The sequence below is a fragment of the Thiocapsa roseopersicina genome, assembly GCF_900106925.1.
Lineage (GTDB): Bacteria > Pseudomonadota > Gammaproteobacteria > Chromatiales > Chromatiaceae > Thiocapsa > Thiocapsa roseopersicina.
Genome location: NZ_FNNZ01000008.1, coordinates 178,921 through 195,612, shown reverse-complemented (window position 1 = coordinate 195,612; position 16,692 = coordinate 178,921). Strand labels below are relative to the sequence as shown.

Here is a 16,692-nt window from a genome sequence, read left to right as displayed (position 1 = left end):
GTCCTCGATCAGTGGCCGGTCGCAACTCCCGAGCCGCGCGGGATGCGCACATCCTCGACGAGGTGCTGGATGTGCTCTGGAGGCGGCGCCGCGAACTTGAAGACTACGAAGGCGACGATGAAGTTGAACAGCGCGCCGACGGCACCGAAGGCTTCGGGCGTGATCCCGAAGAACCAGTTCGCACCCATGCCCAGCTCGGGCATCAGGAACTCGGTGCCCTTCACGAAGAAGATGCCCTTGTGCTGGAACACATACAGCAGTGTGATGCTCAAGCCCCCGATCATACCGGCGACCGCGCCCAGCGAGTTCATCCGTTTTGCGAAGATACCCAGCATCAGCGCCGGGAAGATCGACGAGGCCGCGAGACCGAACGCGAGTGCGACCGTACCCGCGGCGAATCCCGGTGGATTGAGTCCCAGATAGCCAGCCAGGATGATGGCGCCGATCATCGACAGACGCCCCGCCATGAGCTCGCGTTTCTCCGAGATCTTCGGCATGAAGACGCCCTTCAGCAGGTCGTGCGAGATCGAGGAAGAGATCGCCAGCAGCAAACCCGCCGCCGTCGAGAGCGCCGCCGCGAGACCGCCGGCGACGACCAAGGCGATGACCCAGGCCGGCAGATTGGCGATCTCGGGGTTGGCCAGCACCATGATGTCGTTGTTGACCGTGACCATCTCGTTGCCCTTCCAGCCAAACCCTTCGGCTTTCGCGGCGAACGCCTCGTTCTTGTCGTCGTAGTATTGGATACGACCGTCGCCGTTTTTGTCTTCCCACTTGAGCAGACCGGTGGTTTCCCAACGCTTGAACCACTCGGGACGCTCGTCGTAGACCAGGTTGCCCGTCTCGGTACCAACCGGACCGATCTGGATGGTATCCATCAGGTTCAGGCGAGCCATGGCGCCGACAGCCGGTGCCGTGGTGTAGAGGATCGCGATGAAGACCAGTGCCCAGCCGGCCGAGAAGCGAGCGTCACGCACCTTCGGGACCGTGAAGAAGCGGATGATGACATGCGGGAGTCCGGCCGTACCGATCATCAGCGACAGGGTATAGACGAACATGTTGAGCGAGCTGCCCATGACCTGCGTGGTGTACTCCTTGAACCCGAGGTCGGTCACGACTTGGTCGAGCTTGGTGAGCAATGAAATGCCGCTGGCCACGCCGTCGCGCGCATATTCGCTGCCGAGGCCGAGCTGCGGGAGCGGATTGCCGGTGAGGTTCATGGAGATGAAGATCGCGGGAACCGTGTAGGCGAAGATCAGCACGACATACTGCGCGATCTGGGTGTAGGTGATGCCCTTCATGCCGCCGGTGATGGCGTAGATGGCGACGATGCCCATTCCGACCAGGATGCCCATCTCGTAGGTCACGCCCAGGAACCGCGAGAAGGCCACACCGATACCCGTCATCTGACCGATGACATAGGTCACAGATGCCAGGATCAAGCAGATGACGGCAACGACGCGCGCGGTCTGCGAGTAATAACGGTCGCCGATGAATTCCGGCACCGTGAACTTGCCGAACTTGCGCAGGTACGGAGCCAGGAGCAGAGCCAGCAGCACGTAGCCGCCTGTCCAGCCCATCAGAAAGACCGATCCGCCGTAACCGCCGAAGGCGATCATGCCGGCCATGGAGATGAACGATGCGGCGGACATCCAGTCCGCGGCGGTTGCCATGCCGTTGGCAACCGGGTGAACGCCGCCGCCCGCAACGTAGAAGTCTCCGGTGGTCTTCGCGCGGGCCCAAACCGCGATCCCGATATAGAGCGCGAAGGTCGCGCCGACGATGCTGTAAGTCCAAAGCTCAAGTGATGTCATAGCGTTGCGCCCCTTATTCCTCGCCGAAGTCGTATTTTTTGTCGAGCTTATTCATCGAGATGGCGTAAAAGAAGATCAACGCCACGAAGATGTAGATGGATCCCTGTTGTGCGAACCAGAAACCGAGCGGGTAGCCGCCGAGCATGACGGCATTCAAGGGCTCGACCAGCAGGATGCCGAAGCCGAAGGAGACCACGAACCATATGGTCAGCAGGATGGCGAGGAGACGCAAATTCTCGCTCCAATACTGTGCGGCCTTGCTCGGTTGTGCGTGCGCATGCTCCGCGTGCGCAAGCTGGCTGCCGGACTGATAGGGCGTACCGCTTCCCGAATCCTCGCCGACATCGAACTTATTGTCGAGCTTATTCATCGACACTGCATAGAAGAAGATCAACACGACGAAGATGTAGATGGATCCCTGTTGTGCGAACCAGAAACCGAGCGGGTAACCGCCAAGCATGATGGTATTCAATGGCTCGACCAACAGGATGCCGAAGCCAAAGGAGACAACGAACCAGATCGTCAGCAGAATCGCCAGGAGACGCAGATTCGCGCTCCAGTATTCCGCTCGTTTGCCAGGTGTCATAGGTTGTGTCACTCCGTAGTGTCGGATGAGTGTTTTGGGTCGGGGTGACGGGGCGATGACGGAACCCTTCATACGGCTGGCTCGTCGGCCGTAACCTGTGCCCCCTCTGTCGATCTTATTGTTGTCGACTGCTCGCAGCGCGCATGATGCCGAGCGATCAGTCGGTCGCGCAACCCGAACCCATGATCTCAATCGAGTTGCGAAGCCGGTCTCGCCCCGCGGCGTGGCCCGGCAGTTTTCCATTGTTGCCTCGTTGGAATCTCCAGGCGAGGCGCCGGCATTGTCTGGCCCGCAACGTCATGCTGTCAACGACGGTGCGGTCCTCCGACGTGGCGAATGTATCGGTAAAGTACGATCTTCGGCAACATCCTCGTCACGCATTCCCGAGCTCGGACGGAATCTCGGTTGCCAACGGCCGCGGTGTTTCTTACCCTGCAACGCGATAAGGTCACAACATTCAGCGGTGGGTTCGATCGATATGCAGTATTCAAGCACGCGCGGCGGGATTGCCTCGGTCGGCTTTGCCGAGGCCGTCTTGATGGGGCTGGCGACCGACGGTGGACTTTTGGTCCCAAGGGATATGCCGCGCGTCGATGCGTCGACCCTGCGAGCCTGGTCCGGTCTAGGCTTCCAGGATCTGGCCCTCGAGGTCATGACGCCCTTCATCGGGGACGAGATCCCGCGGGACGACCTGCGCAAGTTGATCGAGCGCTCCTACGCCACCTTCACGCACCCCGAGGTGACGCCGATCGTCGAGGTCGGCGATCTGAAGATCCTCGAGCTCTTCCATGGTCCGACCGCCGCTTTCAAGGACATTGCGCTTCAATTTCTCGGCAATCTCTTCGAGTATCTCCTGGCTCGCGACGGCGGGGAGCTCAACATCTGCGGCGCCACCTCCGGCGATACCGGCTCCGCGGCCATCTACGGCGTCCGCGGCAAGGCGCGGATCAGCATCTTCATGCTCCATCCCAAGGGCCGGATCTCGCCGATCCAGGAACGACAGATGACGAGTGTGCTGGATACGAACGTCCACAACATCGCGGTACGCGGCAGCTTCGACGACGCCCAACGCATCGTCAAAGAGCTCTTCAACGACCTGCCGTTCAAGTCCGAATTCAGCTTGGGCGCGGTCAACTCGATCAACTGGGCGCGGATCCTTGCCCAAATGGTCTATTACGTCTTCGCCTGGACGCGCTTGGGCAGGGGCGATCCGGAGCGACGCGTGAGCTTCGCGGTACCGACCGGCAACTTCGGAGATGTCTTCGCGGGTTATCTCGCCAAGCGGATGGGTGTGCCGATCGATCGCCTGATCATCGCGACCAATCGCAACGACATCCTGACGCGGTTCGTCGATACGGGCGTCTATGCGGTCGGCGAGGTCTATCAGACCCTCAGCCCCGCCATGGACATCCAGATCGCATCGAATTTCGAGCGCTATCTCTATTTTCTTTTCGACGGCGACGCGGGACGGGTTCGCGATCTGCTCGAGAGGCTGCAGGCGACCGGCCGGCTCGAGGTCGACGCGGCGCATCATGCCCGCGCCAGGTCCGATTTCGACGCGGTCGCGGTGAGCGATGCGGAGACGCTCGAGCAGATTCGCCGGACCTACGACGACAGCGGCTATATCCTCTGTCCGCATACCGCGGTCGGGGTCAGGGCGGCGGGATCCGGGGACGCCGTCATCTGTCTCGCCACGGCCCATCCTGCCAAATTCAACGAGGCGATCCGCCTTGCCATCGGCTGCGATGCCCCGCTGCCCCCGGCGCTGCAAGGCCTGATGGACCTGCCGACTCGCTGTCTTGAGCTCGATGCCGGCGCCGAGCCGCTCGCGGCGCATATCCGCGCCACCCTGAAGGACGGCGGATGAGGCCGACGACGCCCGCCCCGCACGACGAGATGCCGCCCATGACCGAGCCCGGCCGTTACGTCCATATCATGGACACCACCCTGCGCGATGGCGAGCAAACCCAGGGGGTGTCCTTTTCGCCCGACGAAAAGGTCAATATCGCCAAGGTGTTGCTTGAGCAGGTTCGGGTGGATCGCATTGAGGTCGCCTCCGCACGCGTCTCCTCCGGAGAGGCCGATGCCGTCGGGCAAATCATCGCTTGGGCCGAGGAGCGCGATCTGGCGCGCCGCGTCGAGGTCTTGGGTTTCGTCGACGGCGGACGGAGCGTCGACTGGATCCGCGGTGCAGGCGGGCACGTCATCAACCTGCTCGCCAAGGGCAGCGAGAAGCACTGTCGCGGCCAGCTCGGCAAGACGCTCGATCAGCACGCCGCCGACGTTCGGGACACGATCTCCATCGCCCGTGACCGCGGCCTGGCCGTCAATCTTTATCTGGAAGACTGGTCGAACGGCTACCGCGACAACCCTGCCTATGTCTTCGGGCTGGTGGAGCGATTGGCCGATTGCGGGATCGGGCACTTCATGCTCCCGGATACGCTCGGCGTCATGACACCGGAGCGGGTCTTCGACGCCTTCACGGACATGCTCGGGCGCTTTCCGGGCATCAAGCTCGATTTCCATCCGCACAACGACTACGGGCTCGCGACCGCCAACGTGCTCGCCGCCGCCCGCGCGGGTGCAGCCGCCGTACACTGCACCGTAAACTGTCTCGGCGAGCGTGCCGGCAATGCCTCGCTGGCGGAGGTGGCCGTCAATCTGCGCGATCAGCTCGGCTTGGAGATCGGCATCGACGAGACCCATCTGGCCCGCATCAGCGAGCTGGTGGAATACTTCTCGGGCAAGCGAATCGCCGACAATGCACCCATCATCGGCGCCGATGTCTTCACGCAGACCGCGGGCATCCATGCCGACGGCGATCGCAAAGGCAGCCTCTACCACACCCGCCTTTCCCCCGAGCGTTTCGCACGGCGGCGCAAATATGCGCTGGGCAAGCTCGCCGGCAAGGCATCGCTTGCGAAGAATCTGGAGCGTTTGGACATTACGCTCTCGGAGGAAAACCAGGCCAAGGTCCTCAGGCGGATCGTCGAGCTGGGCGACTCCAAGAAGACCATCACGATCGAAGACCTGCCTTTCATCATCGCCGAGGTCCTGGAGAGCAAAGATTACAACCATGCCGAGCTGCTCGCCTGCTCGGTCTCCTCGACCCTGGATCTGGAATCGACGGCAAGCATCAAGATCCGCATCGTCGACGAGGTCCACATGGCCGCCGGCAGCGGCAACGGCGGCTTCGACGCCTTCAACAATGCGCTCGCCAAGATCGTGAAGAAGCGTGGTCTTACCTTGCCGACGCTGCTCGACTACGAGGTCCGCATCCCCAAGGGCGGGCGCACCGACGCACTCACCGAATGCAGCATCACCTGGGCGACCGATCAGGGCGAGCTGCGTACCCGCGGGGTGCATGCCAATCAGGTCTTCGCGGCGATCGGGGCGACCGTGCGGATGCTCAATATCATGATGCACCGCGCCCTGAGCGCACAGCGCGCTGCCGAGACGGCATCCTCGGCGGCATAAGGGCGTACGTCGGTCATCAGGCTTTATTCGAAACGAACGCGTGCGCGAGACCGCGCAAGGAGCAGGTCGACGTGAATCCCGAGAAGGTCGTCTTCGGCTTTTTCATCGTTCTGGCACTGACCCTGAACTTTGGGTTCTTCGTCGGCGAGCTGGACAACCCGGAGCATCATCATGCTTGGGAGCTGTTCTTCGTCATTCTGGTCAACCTGGTCGCGACCGTGCTGAAGTTCGGCGACCGCACCCACATGGGTGCCTTGCTCTTGGCGACCAGCCTGGTCGCGATGCTGCAGCTGACCGGCGCAGCCCTGGTGTGGACCATCGCCGTTCACGCGACCGAGGCAGGCATGACGCCTGCCGTCATGGCCAGCATCGTGTCTTTGAGCGGCGGTGCCATGATCGCCAACGTGGTGTCGGTGGTGCTGTTGGTGATCGAGACCTTTACCTTGCGCCGCTAAACCGCGTCCAGAGCGACATGCGTCATTTTCATTTTGCGTTTGGCTTTGGAGATGTCCTCGATCTCGGTGAGACGCGGTTTAAAATTTAATATTTTTAATATCTTAAACCGCGCCGGCTCCAGCGGTCGTCAAGTCTGCCGGGGCCGATCCCATCCAAAAACATCGCATACCGCGCCGGGCGCGGTTTAATTATGGACAACGTCGTCTATCTCATCATGCGGCGGATGCGCGCGCCGCTGTTGGTCCTGATCGGGACCTACGCCGTGGCGATGGCGGGCATGGTTTTGATCCCCGCGCAGGATGCGGCCGGCAACCCGGTCCCGATGGGCTTTTTTCACGCCTTTTACTTCGTCAGCTACATGTCGACCACCATCGGTTTCGGCGAGCTGCCGAACGCCTTTACGGATGCACAGCGGATTTGGGTCTCCTTCAGCGTCTTTGCGACGGTCGCGGTCTGGCTCTACGCGATCGGGACCCTGATCACGTTGGTGCAGGACACCACCTTTCAGCGGGCTATCACTGAAGCGCGTTTTCGCCGCCGGGTTCGGCGGCTGCGCGAGCCCTTTTTCCTGGTCTGCGGCTATGGTCAAACCGGAACCGCCTTGGTGCGCAGCCTCACCGATCGACACCGACGCGCGGTGGCCATCGACATCGATCCGGAGCGGGTGAATCTGCTCAAGCTCGACAACCTGCGCGAATATGTCCCGGCCTTGTGCGCCGATGCCCGCGAGCCGTCCAATCTCGAGGCCGCCGGCCTGCAACATCCGCTTTGCAAGGGCGTGGTGGCGCTGACCAACGTCAACGAGACCAATCTCAAGATCGCCATCGCGGCGAAGCTCCTGCATCCCGAGATCACCGTGATCTGTCGGGCCGATTCGCATGAGGTCGAGGCCAATATGGCCTCGTTCGGAACGGATCACATCTACGACCCTTTCGACACCTTCGCCCTCGACATGGCCATCGCCATTCAAGCCCCCTGTCTGACCCTGTTGAGCAAATGGCTGGCCGGCTACGAGGACCAAGCACTCGATGCGCCGATCTTTCCGCCGGCCGAGGGGCGCTGGGTGATCTGCGGTTTCGGGCGTTTCGGCAAGGCGATGTACCGCCACCTGAGCGACCAGGGCCTGGAGCTCAGCGTGATCGAGGCGGTTCCGCACAAGACCGGCATCCCCAAGGAAGGCGTGGTATACGGGCGCGGTACCGAGGCGGTGACGCTGGAACAAGCGGGGATCGGCGACGCCGTCGGCCTGGTGGCCGGCACCGACAGCGATGCGGACAACCTCTCGATCATCATGACCGCCCTGACGCTGAACCGGTCCCTGTTCGTCGTGGCGCGACAAAATCATCGCCACAACAAGATCTTGTTCGAGCGTGTCGGGGCGCAGGTCGTGATGATGCCCAGCAGCATCATTGCCGACCGCATCCGGGTGCGTCTGGGCACGCCTCTGCTGGCGGAGCTCACCACGCTGGCGCGTTATCGCGAGGACGACTGGGCCTGCGAGTTGGTCAGTCGGGTCGTCGCACTGGTCGACGAGCACCCTCCGCATGTCTGGGAGATCACGATCGACGAGAACGAGGCGCCGGCCTTGTGCGCCATGGACCGGCGCGGCAAGCCCGTCACCGTCGAGCAACTCTCGCGCGATCCACGCGACCGCGATCGGGCGCTGCCGCTGATTGTCCTGCTGCGGATGGACGACGACGAGCGCGAGCTGCTTCCGGCTGCGGACGTGCGCGTGCGCAGCGGCGATCGCTTGCTGCTGTGCGGACGCGCCGATGCGAGCCGCAGCCTGGCGTGGACGCTGCGAAATCTCAACGTGCTCGAATATGTCTTGACCGGGAACGCCGCTCCCGGCGGACTATTCTGGCGCTGGTTGGCACGGCGTCGCGCGCGTGCTGCCTCCGGCACCTGATCCGTGTCCGCCGGTGCCTCGTCTCGGCGCGACGTTTGGTTAAGATGAGGATGATGGCATACTGCGGCCACGTCGACCGCTGTCACGAGGAAAAGGCCCATGCACCCGGTAATGACTCGACTCGCCGAGGACCACGTCCGTCTCGCAAGGCTGCTTGATCTGTTCGAAGATCTCCTGAACCGTTTTCACGAGGGAGCGGAGCCGGATTACGAGCTGATGTCCGAGATGCTCGAGTATATGGACAACTACTCCGACATCGTCCATCACCCGACCGAGGACATCATCTTCGAGCGAGTCTTGGACAAAGGCACCGAGCGACGTGATGTCTTCGATGTCCTGATGCGTCAGCACAAGGTGCTCGGGCAGCTGAGCAAGCGCTTTCGCCAATCGCTCGACGGCATCCTCCACGAGGAGGTCTTGCTGCGTGAAGACGTCGAGGCGCACGGGCGCGAGCTGATCGGGACACTGCGTGCCCACAAGCGGCTGGAGGACGAGGAGGCATTTCCGATCGCACTCGAACGTCTGTCCGAGGAAGATTGGGCGCAGATCGACGCGCAGGCGCCGAACCTGGAAGACCCCTTGTTCGGGACCCTGGATCCGCTGCGTTATCAAGCGCTCTACGCGCGCCTCTCGGCCGAATCCAGGAACTGAGCTACGCGGTGGGTGAGGACGCTCGAGCGGTCTGTTGCGGCCCGCGGCTCGACATAGACCTCTTCAACCGGAATCGGGTCGAGGCGAGGCTCGGACGCGTTTGCGTCTTAGATCCGTCGGCTCGACCCATGACCGGACCCATTCCAAAGCCGAGACGGAGTCATGACGTTCGTAAGTACCCCTGATTTTCGCCACGATACCCCGGAATGCCTCGGGATCCTCCTCGTCAACCTAGGCACCCCGGATGCGCCGACCGTGCCGGCCGTGCGGCGCTATTTGGCCGAGTTCCTGGCCGACCCGCGCGTCGTGGAGCTGCCGCGCGCGCTCTGGCTCCCGATCCTGCACGCCGTCATCCTGCGCGTGCGCCCGGCCCGCTCCGCCAAGGCGTACCGGGCGGTGTGGGCACAGGACGGCTCGCCGCTCCTGAGCATCGCCCGGCGGCAGGCCGCTGCCGTCCAGACCCGCCTGACCGAGCGGTTTGTAGGCCCGGTCAAGGTCGCGCTGGGGATGCGCTACGGCAACCCGTCCATCCCTGCGGCCTTGGCCGAGCTGCGCCAAGCCAATGCGCGTCGGATCCTGGTGTTTCCGCTTTATCCGCAGTATTCCGGATCGACTACCGCCTCGGTGTTCGACGCCGTCACGCGCGAGCTCCAGCGTTGGCGTTGGCTCCCGGAGCTGCGCTTCATCAACCAGTACCACGACGAGCCGGCCTATATCGACGCGGTGGCCGAGAGCATCCGCAGCCACTGGGCCGAGCAGGGCGAGCCCGAGCGCCTGCTGTTTTCTTTCCATGGGATCCCCAAGGATTATTTCGAGAATGGCGACCCTTATTTCTGCCACTGTCAGAAGACGGCGCGCTTGGTGACCGATCGTCTCGGCCTGCCTTCGGATCGCTGGGCACTGACCTTTCAGTCCCGCGTCGGCTTCAAAGAGTGGCTCAAGCCCTATACGGACGAGACGCTCAAGACATGGGGTGCCGAAGGCGTGCGCTCGGTCCAGGTCTTGTCGCCCGGATTCTCGGCCGATTGCCTGGAGACGATCGAGGAGATCGACGAGGAGAACCGCGGTTATTTCCTCGGCGCCGGCGGCAAGGAGTTCAGCTATATCCATTGCCTGAACGACCGTCCGGATCATATCGAGATGATGGCCGGCCTGATCGAGCGGCACAGCTCAGGGTGGGCTGAGGCCAACCGCACAGCGGCCGACGCCGCCGCACTGGCTGCTCAGCGCGAGCGAGCGGTTGCGCTTGGTGCTGCGGCTTGATGCCATCCGACGCCGGATTCGAGGAGTTGACCATGCACCAACGCGCCAGACCGACCGAAATCAACCTGCATCAAAAGTCACGCATCCTGGAGGTGGCCTTCGACGACGGGGCACGCTTCAGACTGCCGTGCGAGTACCTGCGGGTCTATTCGCCGTCCGCCGAGGTCCGCGGCCATTCGCCGAACACCGCGAAGCTCCAGGTCAAGAAGGAAGAGGTCAACATCACCGACCTGCAGCAGGTCGGCAGCTATGCGGTGAAGATCTTCTTCGACGATGGCCACAAGTCCGGTCTCTACGACTGGGAATACCTCTACAAACTCGGGCGGGCCTGGCAGCCGTTTTGGTTCGACTATCTCGAGAAGATCGGCGCGGCCGGATACAGGCGTACGGCACCGGATCCCTTCGAGACCATGAAGGCGCGCGGGGAGTCGCCGTCCGAGCTGCCTGATCGTACAGCGGCGAGCCAGACCAAGACCATCGAGGAGGCCAGCCCGTGATCCGCACGATGGTGCTCGGGGCGCTCGGCTTGCTTTGGCTCCCGCTCGCCCACTGCGCATCGGTCGAAGGTCCGGTCAAACCCACCGCCGACGTGCCCGAGGCGAAGGGTTGGAGCACCGAGGTCGTGGCGGATGGGCTGGAGCATCCCTGGTCCATCGCCTGGCTCCCGGACGGATCGGCACTGATCACCGAGCGCCCGGGACGTCTGCGGATCCTGCGCGACGGCGCCTTGGTGCCCGAGCCCGTCGCCGGTCTGCCTGTGGTCTTGTCCCACGGCCAAGGCGGTCTGCTGGATGTCGCCCTGCATCCGGATTTCGGGCGCAACCGACTGGTCTATCTCACCTTCGCGACCGGGACCCCGGATGCCAACCGCACCGCACTCGCACGCGGGCGGCTCGACGGCGACCGGCTACGCGACGTCGAGGTCATCTTCGAGAACGCCGACGTTAAGAGCGGTGGACAGCACTTCGGCTCGCGTCTCGTTTGGCTGCCGGATAAGAGCCTTCTGATGAGCATCGGCGACGGCGGCAACCCGCCCGCCTCCTTCGCAGGCGGCAACATCCGCGACCAGGCCCAACGGCTGGAGACGCACTTCGGCAAGATTTTGAGGTTGACCGAAGACGGACGCCCTCATCCCGATAATCCATTCATCGATCGAAAGGGTGCGCGACCCGAGATATACAGCTACGGCCACCGCAATATCCAGGGCCTTGCCATGGATCCCGCGAGCGGACGTGTCTGGGCCAACGAGCACGGTTCCCGCGGCGGCGACGAGCTCAACCTGATCGAGCCCGGCAAGAACTACGGCTGGCCCGAGGTCACCTACAGCATGGAATATCGGGGTCCGCGCGTCTCCGAGGAGACCAGTCGCCCCGGGATGGTCGACCCGCTGATCAACTGGACACCCTCCAAGGCGCCGAGCGGACTCGCCTTCTACACGGGCGATCGCTATCCCGGCTGGGAAGGCAACCTCTTCAGCGGCGCCCTGGTCTTCGGAGAGGTGCGGCGTATCGTTCTGGACGGCGCGCAGGTAGTCGACGAGCAAAAGCTCACCATCGGCAATCGCGTGAGAGACGTCCGGCAGGGGCCGGACGGTTATCTCTATGTGCTGATCGACTCGGGAGAGGGGTCTCTACTGCGCATTGAGCCCCGCTAAAGCGCGTCCCGAAGCTCTCTGCCATGTCGGGTCGATGCACGATCTGCAGTGCATCCAAGTATGGCATCCCCGGACGCGCTTTAGGATTTTAAAGCGCTTCATATCCTAAACCGCGTCGCGCCAACGCTATGGACGGCGACGAGGTCGGGATTGTCTCCGGCCAAGCAGATCGCCTCGGACGCGGTTTAGCAGCGGTTTTTGCGCCCGGCGACCCGCAACCTCAAAGCATTCAACCGAATAAACCCGGTCGCGTCCTTCTGGTCATAGGCCCCCGCATCCTCTTCAAAGGTCGCGATCGAGGCATCGAACAGGCTGTTGGTCTCGGACTTACGACCGACCACCATCACGTTGCCCTTGTAGAGCCGCAGGCGCACGACGCCGTTCACCACCTCTTGGGTTGCGTCGATCGCGGCCTGGAGCATCAGCCGCTCGGGCGCGAACCAATAGCCGTTGTAGACGAGGCTCGCATACCGCGGCATCAACTCGTCCTTCAGGTGCGCGGCCTCCCGGTCGAGCGTCAAGGATTCCATCGCGCGATGGGCCTTGAGCAGAATCGTACCGCCGGGGGTCTCGTAGCAGCCGCGCGACTTCATGCCGACATAGCGGTTCTCGACGATGTCGCTGCGCCCGATGCCGTTTGCCCCGCCGATGCGGTTCAACTCCGCCAGGACCTCGGCCGGGGACATCTGCTGCCCGTCGATCCCGACACAATCTCCGCGCTCGAACATCAGCTCGATGACGGTCGGCTGATCCGGTGCATCCTGCGGCGCGACGCTCCAGCGCCACATGTCTGCACCCGGCTCGACCCAGGGGTCCTCGAGATCGTAGCCTTCATAGGAGATGTGCAGCAGGTTGGCGTCCATCGAGTAGGGCGACTTGGTGCCGTCGCGCTTCATCTCGACCGCGATCCCGCGGCTCGCCGCATAGTCCATCAGCTTCTCGCGCGAGAGCAGATCCCACTCGCGCCAGGGCGCGATGATCTTGATGTCCGGGTTCAGCGCATAGGCGGTCAACTCGAAGCGGACCTGGTCGTTGCCCTTGCCGGTGGCGCCGTGCGAGATGGCGTCGGCACCGGTCTCGGCGGCGATCTCGATCAGACGCTTGCCGATCAAGGGCCGCGCGATCGAGGTCCCGAGCAGATACTCGCCCTCGTAGATGGCATTGGCGCGGAACATGGGAAAGACGAAATCGCGCACGAATTCCTCGCGCAGATCGTCGATATAGATCTCCTTCACCCCCGCTGCGGTGGCCTTGGCGCGCGCCGGCTCCAGCTCCTCGCCCTGGCCGATGTCGGCCGTGAAGGTCACGACCTCGCAGCCGTATTCCTCCTGCAACCACTTGAGGATGACCGAGGTATCCAGACCACCGGAGTAGGCCAACACCACCTTCTTGATTGCGCCTTGCGCCATCGTTCTGCTCCAACTCGGAAAAGTCGGTGAGTATATACCCGCCGGGATTTCACGCACCGCCCAACGGATCGTCTCGGCGATCGAATCGCCGATGCCGGGCACCGAGGCCAATGCATCGGCATCCGCCGCGATCACGGCCTCGATACTGCCGAAGTGCTCGATCAGTCTTTTCGCCCGCTCGGGTCCGATCCGCGGCAGTCCTTGCAGGATATGGCTCTGGAGGCGCGCCTTCCCGCGTGGCCGCTTGCCGTGTCGCGGGATTGCGCCCCGGGCGAATGACCTTTGCTGAAGCGCCGCGAAGAGCATCAGCTGGGCCGATTCATCCGGATCCCGAGCGCGCAGCAGCGGCAGACCGAAGAACAACGTTAGTGTCAAGAGCGCGCCTTGGATCGCCTCGCGCCGCATACGGCTTTCGGTCAGATCCTTCGCGGTCCCTTCGAGGATCAACGCACCGCGCGGCCCGGCGCTCGCCAGACGTTCGGCTTGTGCGAAGAGACGCCCGTCCTTGATCGAGGCCGCGAGATCCATCAGCGTCTTGCGCTCGAAGAGCAGACTGTCGTCGATCAGGTAGTCGCCGACCGGAAGGCGCTCGACCTGGATTCGGAATTCCGGGTGACGACGCAAGGCTGCGAGTACCGGGCTCGATGCCTCGCGATCGTCCACACGCATCGAGAACGCCTGACTCGGATCCATCGCGTCGTGCCTCCATCCGGGGACTGCGTTGCCGACGGGCGACGCCGAATCGGCGTTCCACTCAGATCCGAGCTTTGCCTATCCGAACAATCGATTCCACCAACGCCGCCGGTTCTTCGGCGGGGGACGCGTGCTCGGCAGATCGACCGGTGGAATCAGACTCATGACCCAGCCGGGCAGGGGAGGGGCGTCGCTGAAACCGCACACGACGCCCAGATTGTTCGGATCATAGATCTTGACGAAGGTCGGTGCGCGAGGATCGTCGGCATAGACGATGCCGCAAAAGTCTTCGCGATGCTCGGTGCGCAGCAGGCGATCGATCTCCGCGACGAAGGCCCTGACACCGGCCGCATCGGTCGCCGCAGTCGGCGGCGGCTCGCCGACCGCGTAGAGATACCACCCCGCATCCGCGCGTTCCTCGATCCGTGCCCAGAGCTCGTCGAGCTGATGCCAGCGCAACGCGGAGGTGAAGCTGCCGCGAAAGGCACGCAGGTAAGGGGCCTCTGTGGTGTCCAATCGGCTCATGCTCATGTCGGTTCGTGATCTGTGCGCTCGTTGTTCCCGTCGTCCGTGGCCGCGGTGCGGGGTAAAAGAACCTCGATGTGTGAGCGTCGGGATTCGATGATCGAAACGCTAGAGGGGGAACCCGGCGCCGTCAAGGCCCCGGCCCGACGGACGACGCGCCGAGCGTGACAGCACGCCAGGGCTATTGCTTGGGCAATTCGGGAGGGTGGTTGCGATGGTCTAAACCGCGTATCCGGCCTTTGTGGCCGACCGGGTCGGGCAAGTCGAGCCGGGGCCAAAACAGGTCGTCGCCGAGGGGCGAGTCCGTCGGCCGCAGGTGCCCTCGGACGGACTCGCGAGCCGCACGAGACTCTCGGTGGCGGGCGACTCCGTGCCCCGCACTTGTGGATGCGGGCGGCATAGGCCGGGCAGGACAAGGATCGGTGGGCGTGCCCGGGAGGCGGGGCAACTTAAGAGAAGGATGGGACGCAGCAGCGGCCTTGGGAGTCGCGCCGGTAAACCGTCTTAACGGTCGCCCCGTCTTCAGAAGCGCCCTTGACTTGGCCCCCGCTCAGGGGCGACACCTTCGATCAACGCATTGACATAGTCATACGCTTTCTCACCGAACACATCGCAGAGTTTGACGCTCTCATCGACCGCCGACTGGAAGTGAACGCCGGCCCAGACGCGGCTCTGGCCGCAATCCGCCGCAAACTGCGTCCAGTTCGGGAACACCAAACTGGTGGCGATCGCTGGTGTGACCCCGGGTTCGATCCGCGACGATCCGGCAGGTCTTTCTATGACAAAGCCCGGAAATGCCCCGCCGACGGTGAGATCGTCAGTGCCCAGGAACAGACGGGCTGCCTCGGCATGCGCCGCACAGAAGCAGGCCGAGCCGGAAGGATACTCCGGGTGATCGGCCACTTCGAGATAGCTCTTCCACTCGGTCGCCGGCAGATCAAACACGGTGCCCTGACCTGGACCTCCCCAAGCAGTCACCGGATCGTCGCCGTAGACCTCGCGAATCGCGCTGAACGGCCGCACCGCATCGTATCGACGCTTTTCTTGCCACACGACGATGCCGGCGTCGAATGCAGCCATGTTGGTGAGGAAATCGAGATGGATGAAGTCCAGCAGCGACAGGCCCCGCGACTGCGCGGCAAAAACGGCGGAGAATCCCAGACTCTCGATTTTGTTGTCGAACAGCTCCGCTCTGAGCTTTTGCTCATCGGTGAGGTTTGCCGAGGCTTGCAACACCTCGTCCGCCTGATTCTTGTATCGGAATTTCGGTGCCTTCTTGCTGTTGATCGGCGGCGGCACGGAGAACTCTGAAGCGTCAACGAAAGAGTACGGCTCCACGGATGCATATTGTGGGGTCACGAATTGCTGGACCTTGTACAAGCCCATGCCTTGGCGTTGGAGGTCGGGTTGCCAACGCGACGGATCCTTGAGCTCGTAAGCGGTGTTCACCGGCGCGTAGCCGGTGTAGTCCCGATAGGGTGTGGGGTTGTAGAGCTGTCCGCCATCAAAGCCGAGCTGGTTCATGCCGTCGTTTTGACGGCCTTGGACCACTCCCGTCCCGCCCAGAATACCCAGCCGGATTGCCGGGTCCGGGTCGTCGGCCTCGGCGTCGGGGTCAAGGCCCAGGTTCGACAGCATGTCGCGCCAGGTCTGCTCCTGATCGGGCAGTAGACTCATGAAGACATGATACGAAGCATATAGAAGAGCGATGTTCGGATTTCTGTTGGTCGCGGATTCCGCGCTCGGACGCCGATCGAGCCGAGTGTAAACGCCGACGCCTGTAGGGTGGTAGGGCGCAGTGGCGTCGAACCAGGCATTCGTCGTCATCGTCGTCACGCGAAGCACGAGGGTTGCATCACCCCCCGATGGCGAGACCACGGTAAAGATCACCGGTGCTACAGTCGGAATCACGATCTCGACTGCTGCATTACCGCTGTCGAAATCGAAGGCATCGGTGATATTCGGCGCCTGTAGCAAGACCAGAGACAGCATCGAAATCGACAGGGCTTTTCCTTTTTTCATGTTTCCTCCGCACTCGCCTGATAAGTCCGCCTTACAGGCTGCATTCGTGAAAACCGCTCATACTTGACCCCGTTGTTGCTGCAATCGTGTGAATCGGCCGATGGTTCTTCCACGATCAGCGTGATGAGAAAATCGTAGTTCTTTACTGGGATATTGCAAGGAAAGGAGACGGGGGGCGTAAAGGGGAGGGGTCGGCTAGATGCTTATCAGGTCTTGTAATCCCGCATTTTTGG

Annotated in this window: 12 protein-coding genes and 3 pseudogenes; 8 read left to right on the top strand and 7 right to left on the bottom strand. The window is 62.8% G+C overall.

The features are described from left to right. Window positions 1-8: 8 nt before the first annotated feature. The 3 genes and pseudogenes from BLV04_RS10780 to BLV04_RS25635 all read right to left on the bottom strand — a co-directional run. A complete protein-coding gene (locus BLV04_RS10780; protein WP_093031277.1) occupies window positions 9-1,814 on the bottom strand; it encodes a sodium:solute symporter family protein in 1,806 nt (601 codons plus the stop codon). Between the two features lie 13 nt (window positions 1,815-1,827). Then, window positions 1,828-2,061, bottom strand: a pseudogene (locus BLV04_RS25640) (DUF4212 domain-containing protein); the annotation flags it as partial. 84 nt (window positions 2,062-2,145) lie between these two features. Further along, window positions 2,146-2,400, bottom strand: a pseudogene (locus BLV04_RS25635) (DUF4212 domain-containing protein); the annotation flags it as partial. 478 nt (window positions 2,401-2,878) lie between these two features. Here BLV04_RS25635 and thrC point away from each other — a divergent pair. From thrC to BLV04_RS10735, 8 genes are all read left to right on the top strand, one after another. Continuing rightward, entirely contained in the window at window positions 2,879-4,267 is a 1,389-nt protein-coding gene (gene thrC / locus BLV04_RS10770; protein WP_093031415.1) for a threonine synthase, read from the top strand. A 38-nt stretch (window positions 4,268-4,305) separates the two neighbouring features. Further along, entirely contained in the window at window positions 4,306-5,877 is a 1,572-nt protein-coding gene (locus BLV04_RS10765; RefSeq protein ID WP_093031274.1) for a hydroxymethylglutaryl-CoA lyase-like TIM-barrel protein, read from the top strand. 71 nt (window positions 5,878-5,948) lie between these two features. Next, window positions 5,949-6,332, top strand: a complete 384-nt coding sequence (locus BLV04_RS10760; RefSeq protein WP_093031271.1) for a DUF6394 family protein — start codon at window positions 5,949-5,951, stop codon at window positions 6,330-6,332. A gap of 191 nt (window positions 6,333-6,523) precedes the next feature. After that, a complete protein-coding gene (locus BLV04_RS10755) occupies window positions 6,524-8,242 on the top strand; it encodes a potassium channel family protein (RefSeq protein WP_093031268.1) in 1,719 nt (572 codons plus the stop codon). Window positions 8,243-8,341: 99 nt separating this feature from the next. Beyond that, window positions 8,342-8,893 (top strand): hemerythrin domain-containing protein, encoded by a 552-nt coding sequence (locus tag BLV04_RS10750; protein ID WP_093031265.1) that lies wholly within the window; start codon window positions 8,342-8,344, stop codon window positions 8,891-8,893. Between the two features lie 162 nt (window positions 8,894-9,055). Then, entirely contained in the window at window positions 9,056-10,156 is a 1,101-nt protein-coding gene (hemH, locus tag BLV04_RS10745) for a ferrochelatase (RefSeq protein ID WP_093031262.1), read from the top strand. A 32-nt stretch (window positions 10,157-10,188) separates the two neighbouring features. Beyond that, window positions 10,189-10,653 carry a gamma-butyrobetaine hydroxylase family protein gene (locus BLV04_RS10740; protein ID WP_093031411.1) on the top strand — a complete coding sequence of 155 codons (465 nt, stop codon included), beginning with the start codon at window positions 10,189-10,191 and terminating at the stop codon, window positions 10,651-10,653. 8 nt (window positions 10,654-10,661) lie between these two features. Continuing rightward, the gene (locus BLV04_RS10735) at window positions 10,662-11,810 is read left to right on the top strand and encodes a PQQ-dependent sugar dehydrogenase (RefSeq protein WP_093031408.1); all 1,149 of its coding nucleotides are present in this window, start codon (window positions 10,662-10,664) and stop codon (window positions 11,808-11,810) included. Between the two features lie 185 nt (window positions 11,811-11,995). On the opposite strand, the gene BLV04_RS24925 is transcribed toward BLV04_RS10735, so the two are convergent. The 4 genes and pseudogenes from BLV04_RS24925 to BLV04_RS10720 form a co-directional block, all read right to left on the bottom strand. Continuing rightward, window positions 11,996-13,219: an argininosuccinate synthase gene (locus tag BLV04_RS24925; protein ID WP_175534592.1), complete on the bottom strand. Its 1,224-nt coding sequence runs from the start codon at window positions 13,217-13,219 to the stop codon at window positions 11,996-11,998. Between the two features lie 111 nt (window positions 13,220-13,330). Next, window positions 13,331-13,888 (bottom strand): annotated as a pseudogene (locus BLV04_RS24920) (ERCC4 domain-containing protein); the annotation flags it as partial. A 102-nt stretch (window positions 13,889-13,990) separates the two neighbouring features. After that, window positions 13,991-14,437 (bottom strand): hypothetical protein, encoded by a 447-nt coding sequence (locus BLV04_RS10725; RefSeq protein WP_175534590.1) that lies wholly within the window; start codon window positions 14,435-14,437, stop codon window positions 13,991-13,993. Window positions 14,438-14,959: 522 nt separating this feature from the next. After that, on the bottom strand, window positions 14,960-16,459 hold the full coding sequence (locus BLV04_RS10720; protein WP_093031253.1) for a vanadium-dependent haloperoxidase: 1,500 nt from the start codon (window positions 16,457-16,459) through the stop codon (window positions 14,960-14,962). Window positions 16,460-16,692 lie beyond the last annotated feature (233 nt).

Coding starts and splice junctions, on each gene's coding strand:
- BLV04_RS10740 (WP_093031411.1), top strand. CDS start 10,189: ATGCACCAACGCGCCAGACCGACCGAAATCAACCTGCATCAAAAGTCA.
- BLV04_RS10725 (WP_175534590.1), bottom strand. CDS start 14,437: ATGAGCCGATTGGACACCACAGAGGCCCCTTACCTGCGTGCCTTTCGC.
- BLV04_RS24925 (WP_175534592.1), bottom strand. CDS start 13,219: ATGGCGCAAGGCGCAATCAAGAAGGTGGTGTTGGCCTACTCCGGTGGT.
- hemH (WP_093031262.1), top strand. CDS start 9,056: ATGACGTTCGTAAGTACCCCTGATTTTCGCCACGATACCCCGGAATGC.
- BLV04_RS10720 (WP_093031253.1), bottom strand. CDS start 16,459: ATGAAAAAAGGAAAAGCCCTGTCGATTTCGATGCTGTCTCTGGTCTTG.
- BLV04_RS10735 (WP_093031408.1), top strand. CDS start 10,662: ATGGTGCTCGGGGCGCTCGGCTTGCTTTGGCTCCCGCTCGCCCACTGC.
- BLV04_RS10750 (WP_093031265.1), top strand. CDS start 8,342: ATGCACCCGGTAATGACTCGACTCGCCGAGGACCACGTCCGTCTCGCA.
- BLV04_RS10780 (WP_093031277.1), bottom strand. CDS start 1,814: ATGACATCACTTGAGCTTTGGACTTACAGCATCGTCGGCGCGACCTTC.
- BLV04_RS10765 (WP_093031274.1), top strand. CDS start 4,306: ATGACCGAGCCCGGCCGTTACGTCCATATCATGGACACCACCCTGCGC.
- thrC (WP_093031415.1), top strand. CDS start 2,879: ATGCAGTATTCAAGCACGCGCGGCGGGATTGCCTCGGTCGGCTTTGCC.
- BLV04_RS10755 (WP_093031268.1), top strand. CDS start 6,524: ATGGACAACGTCGTCTATCTCATCATGCGGCGGATGCGCGCGCCGCTG.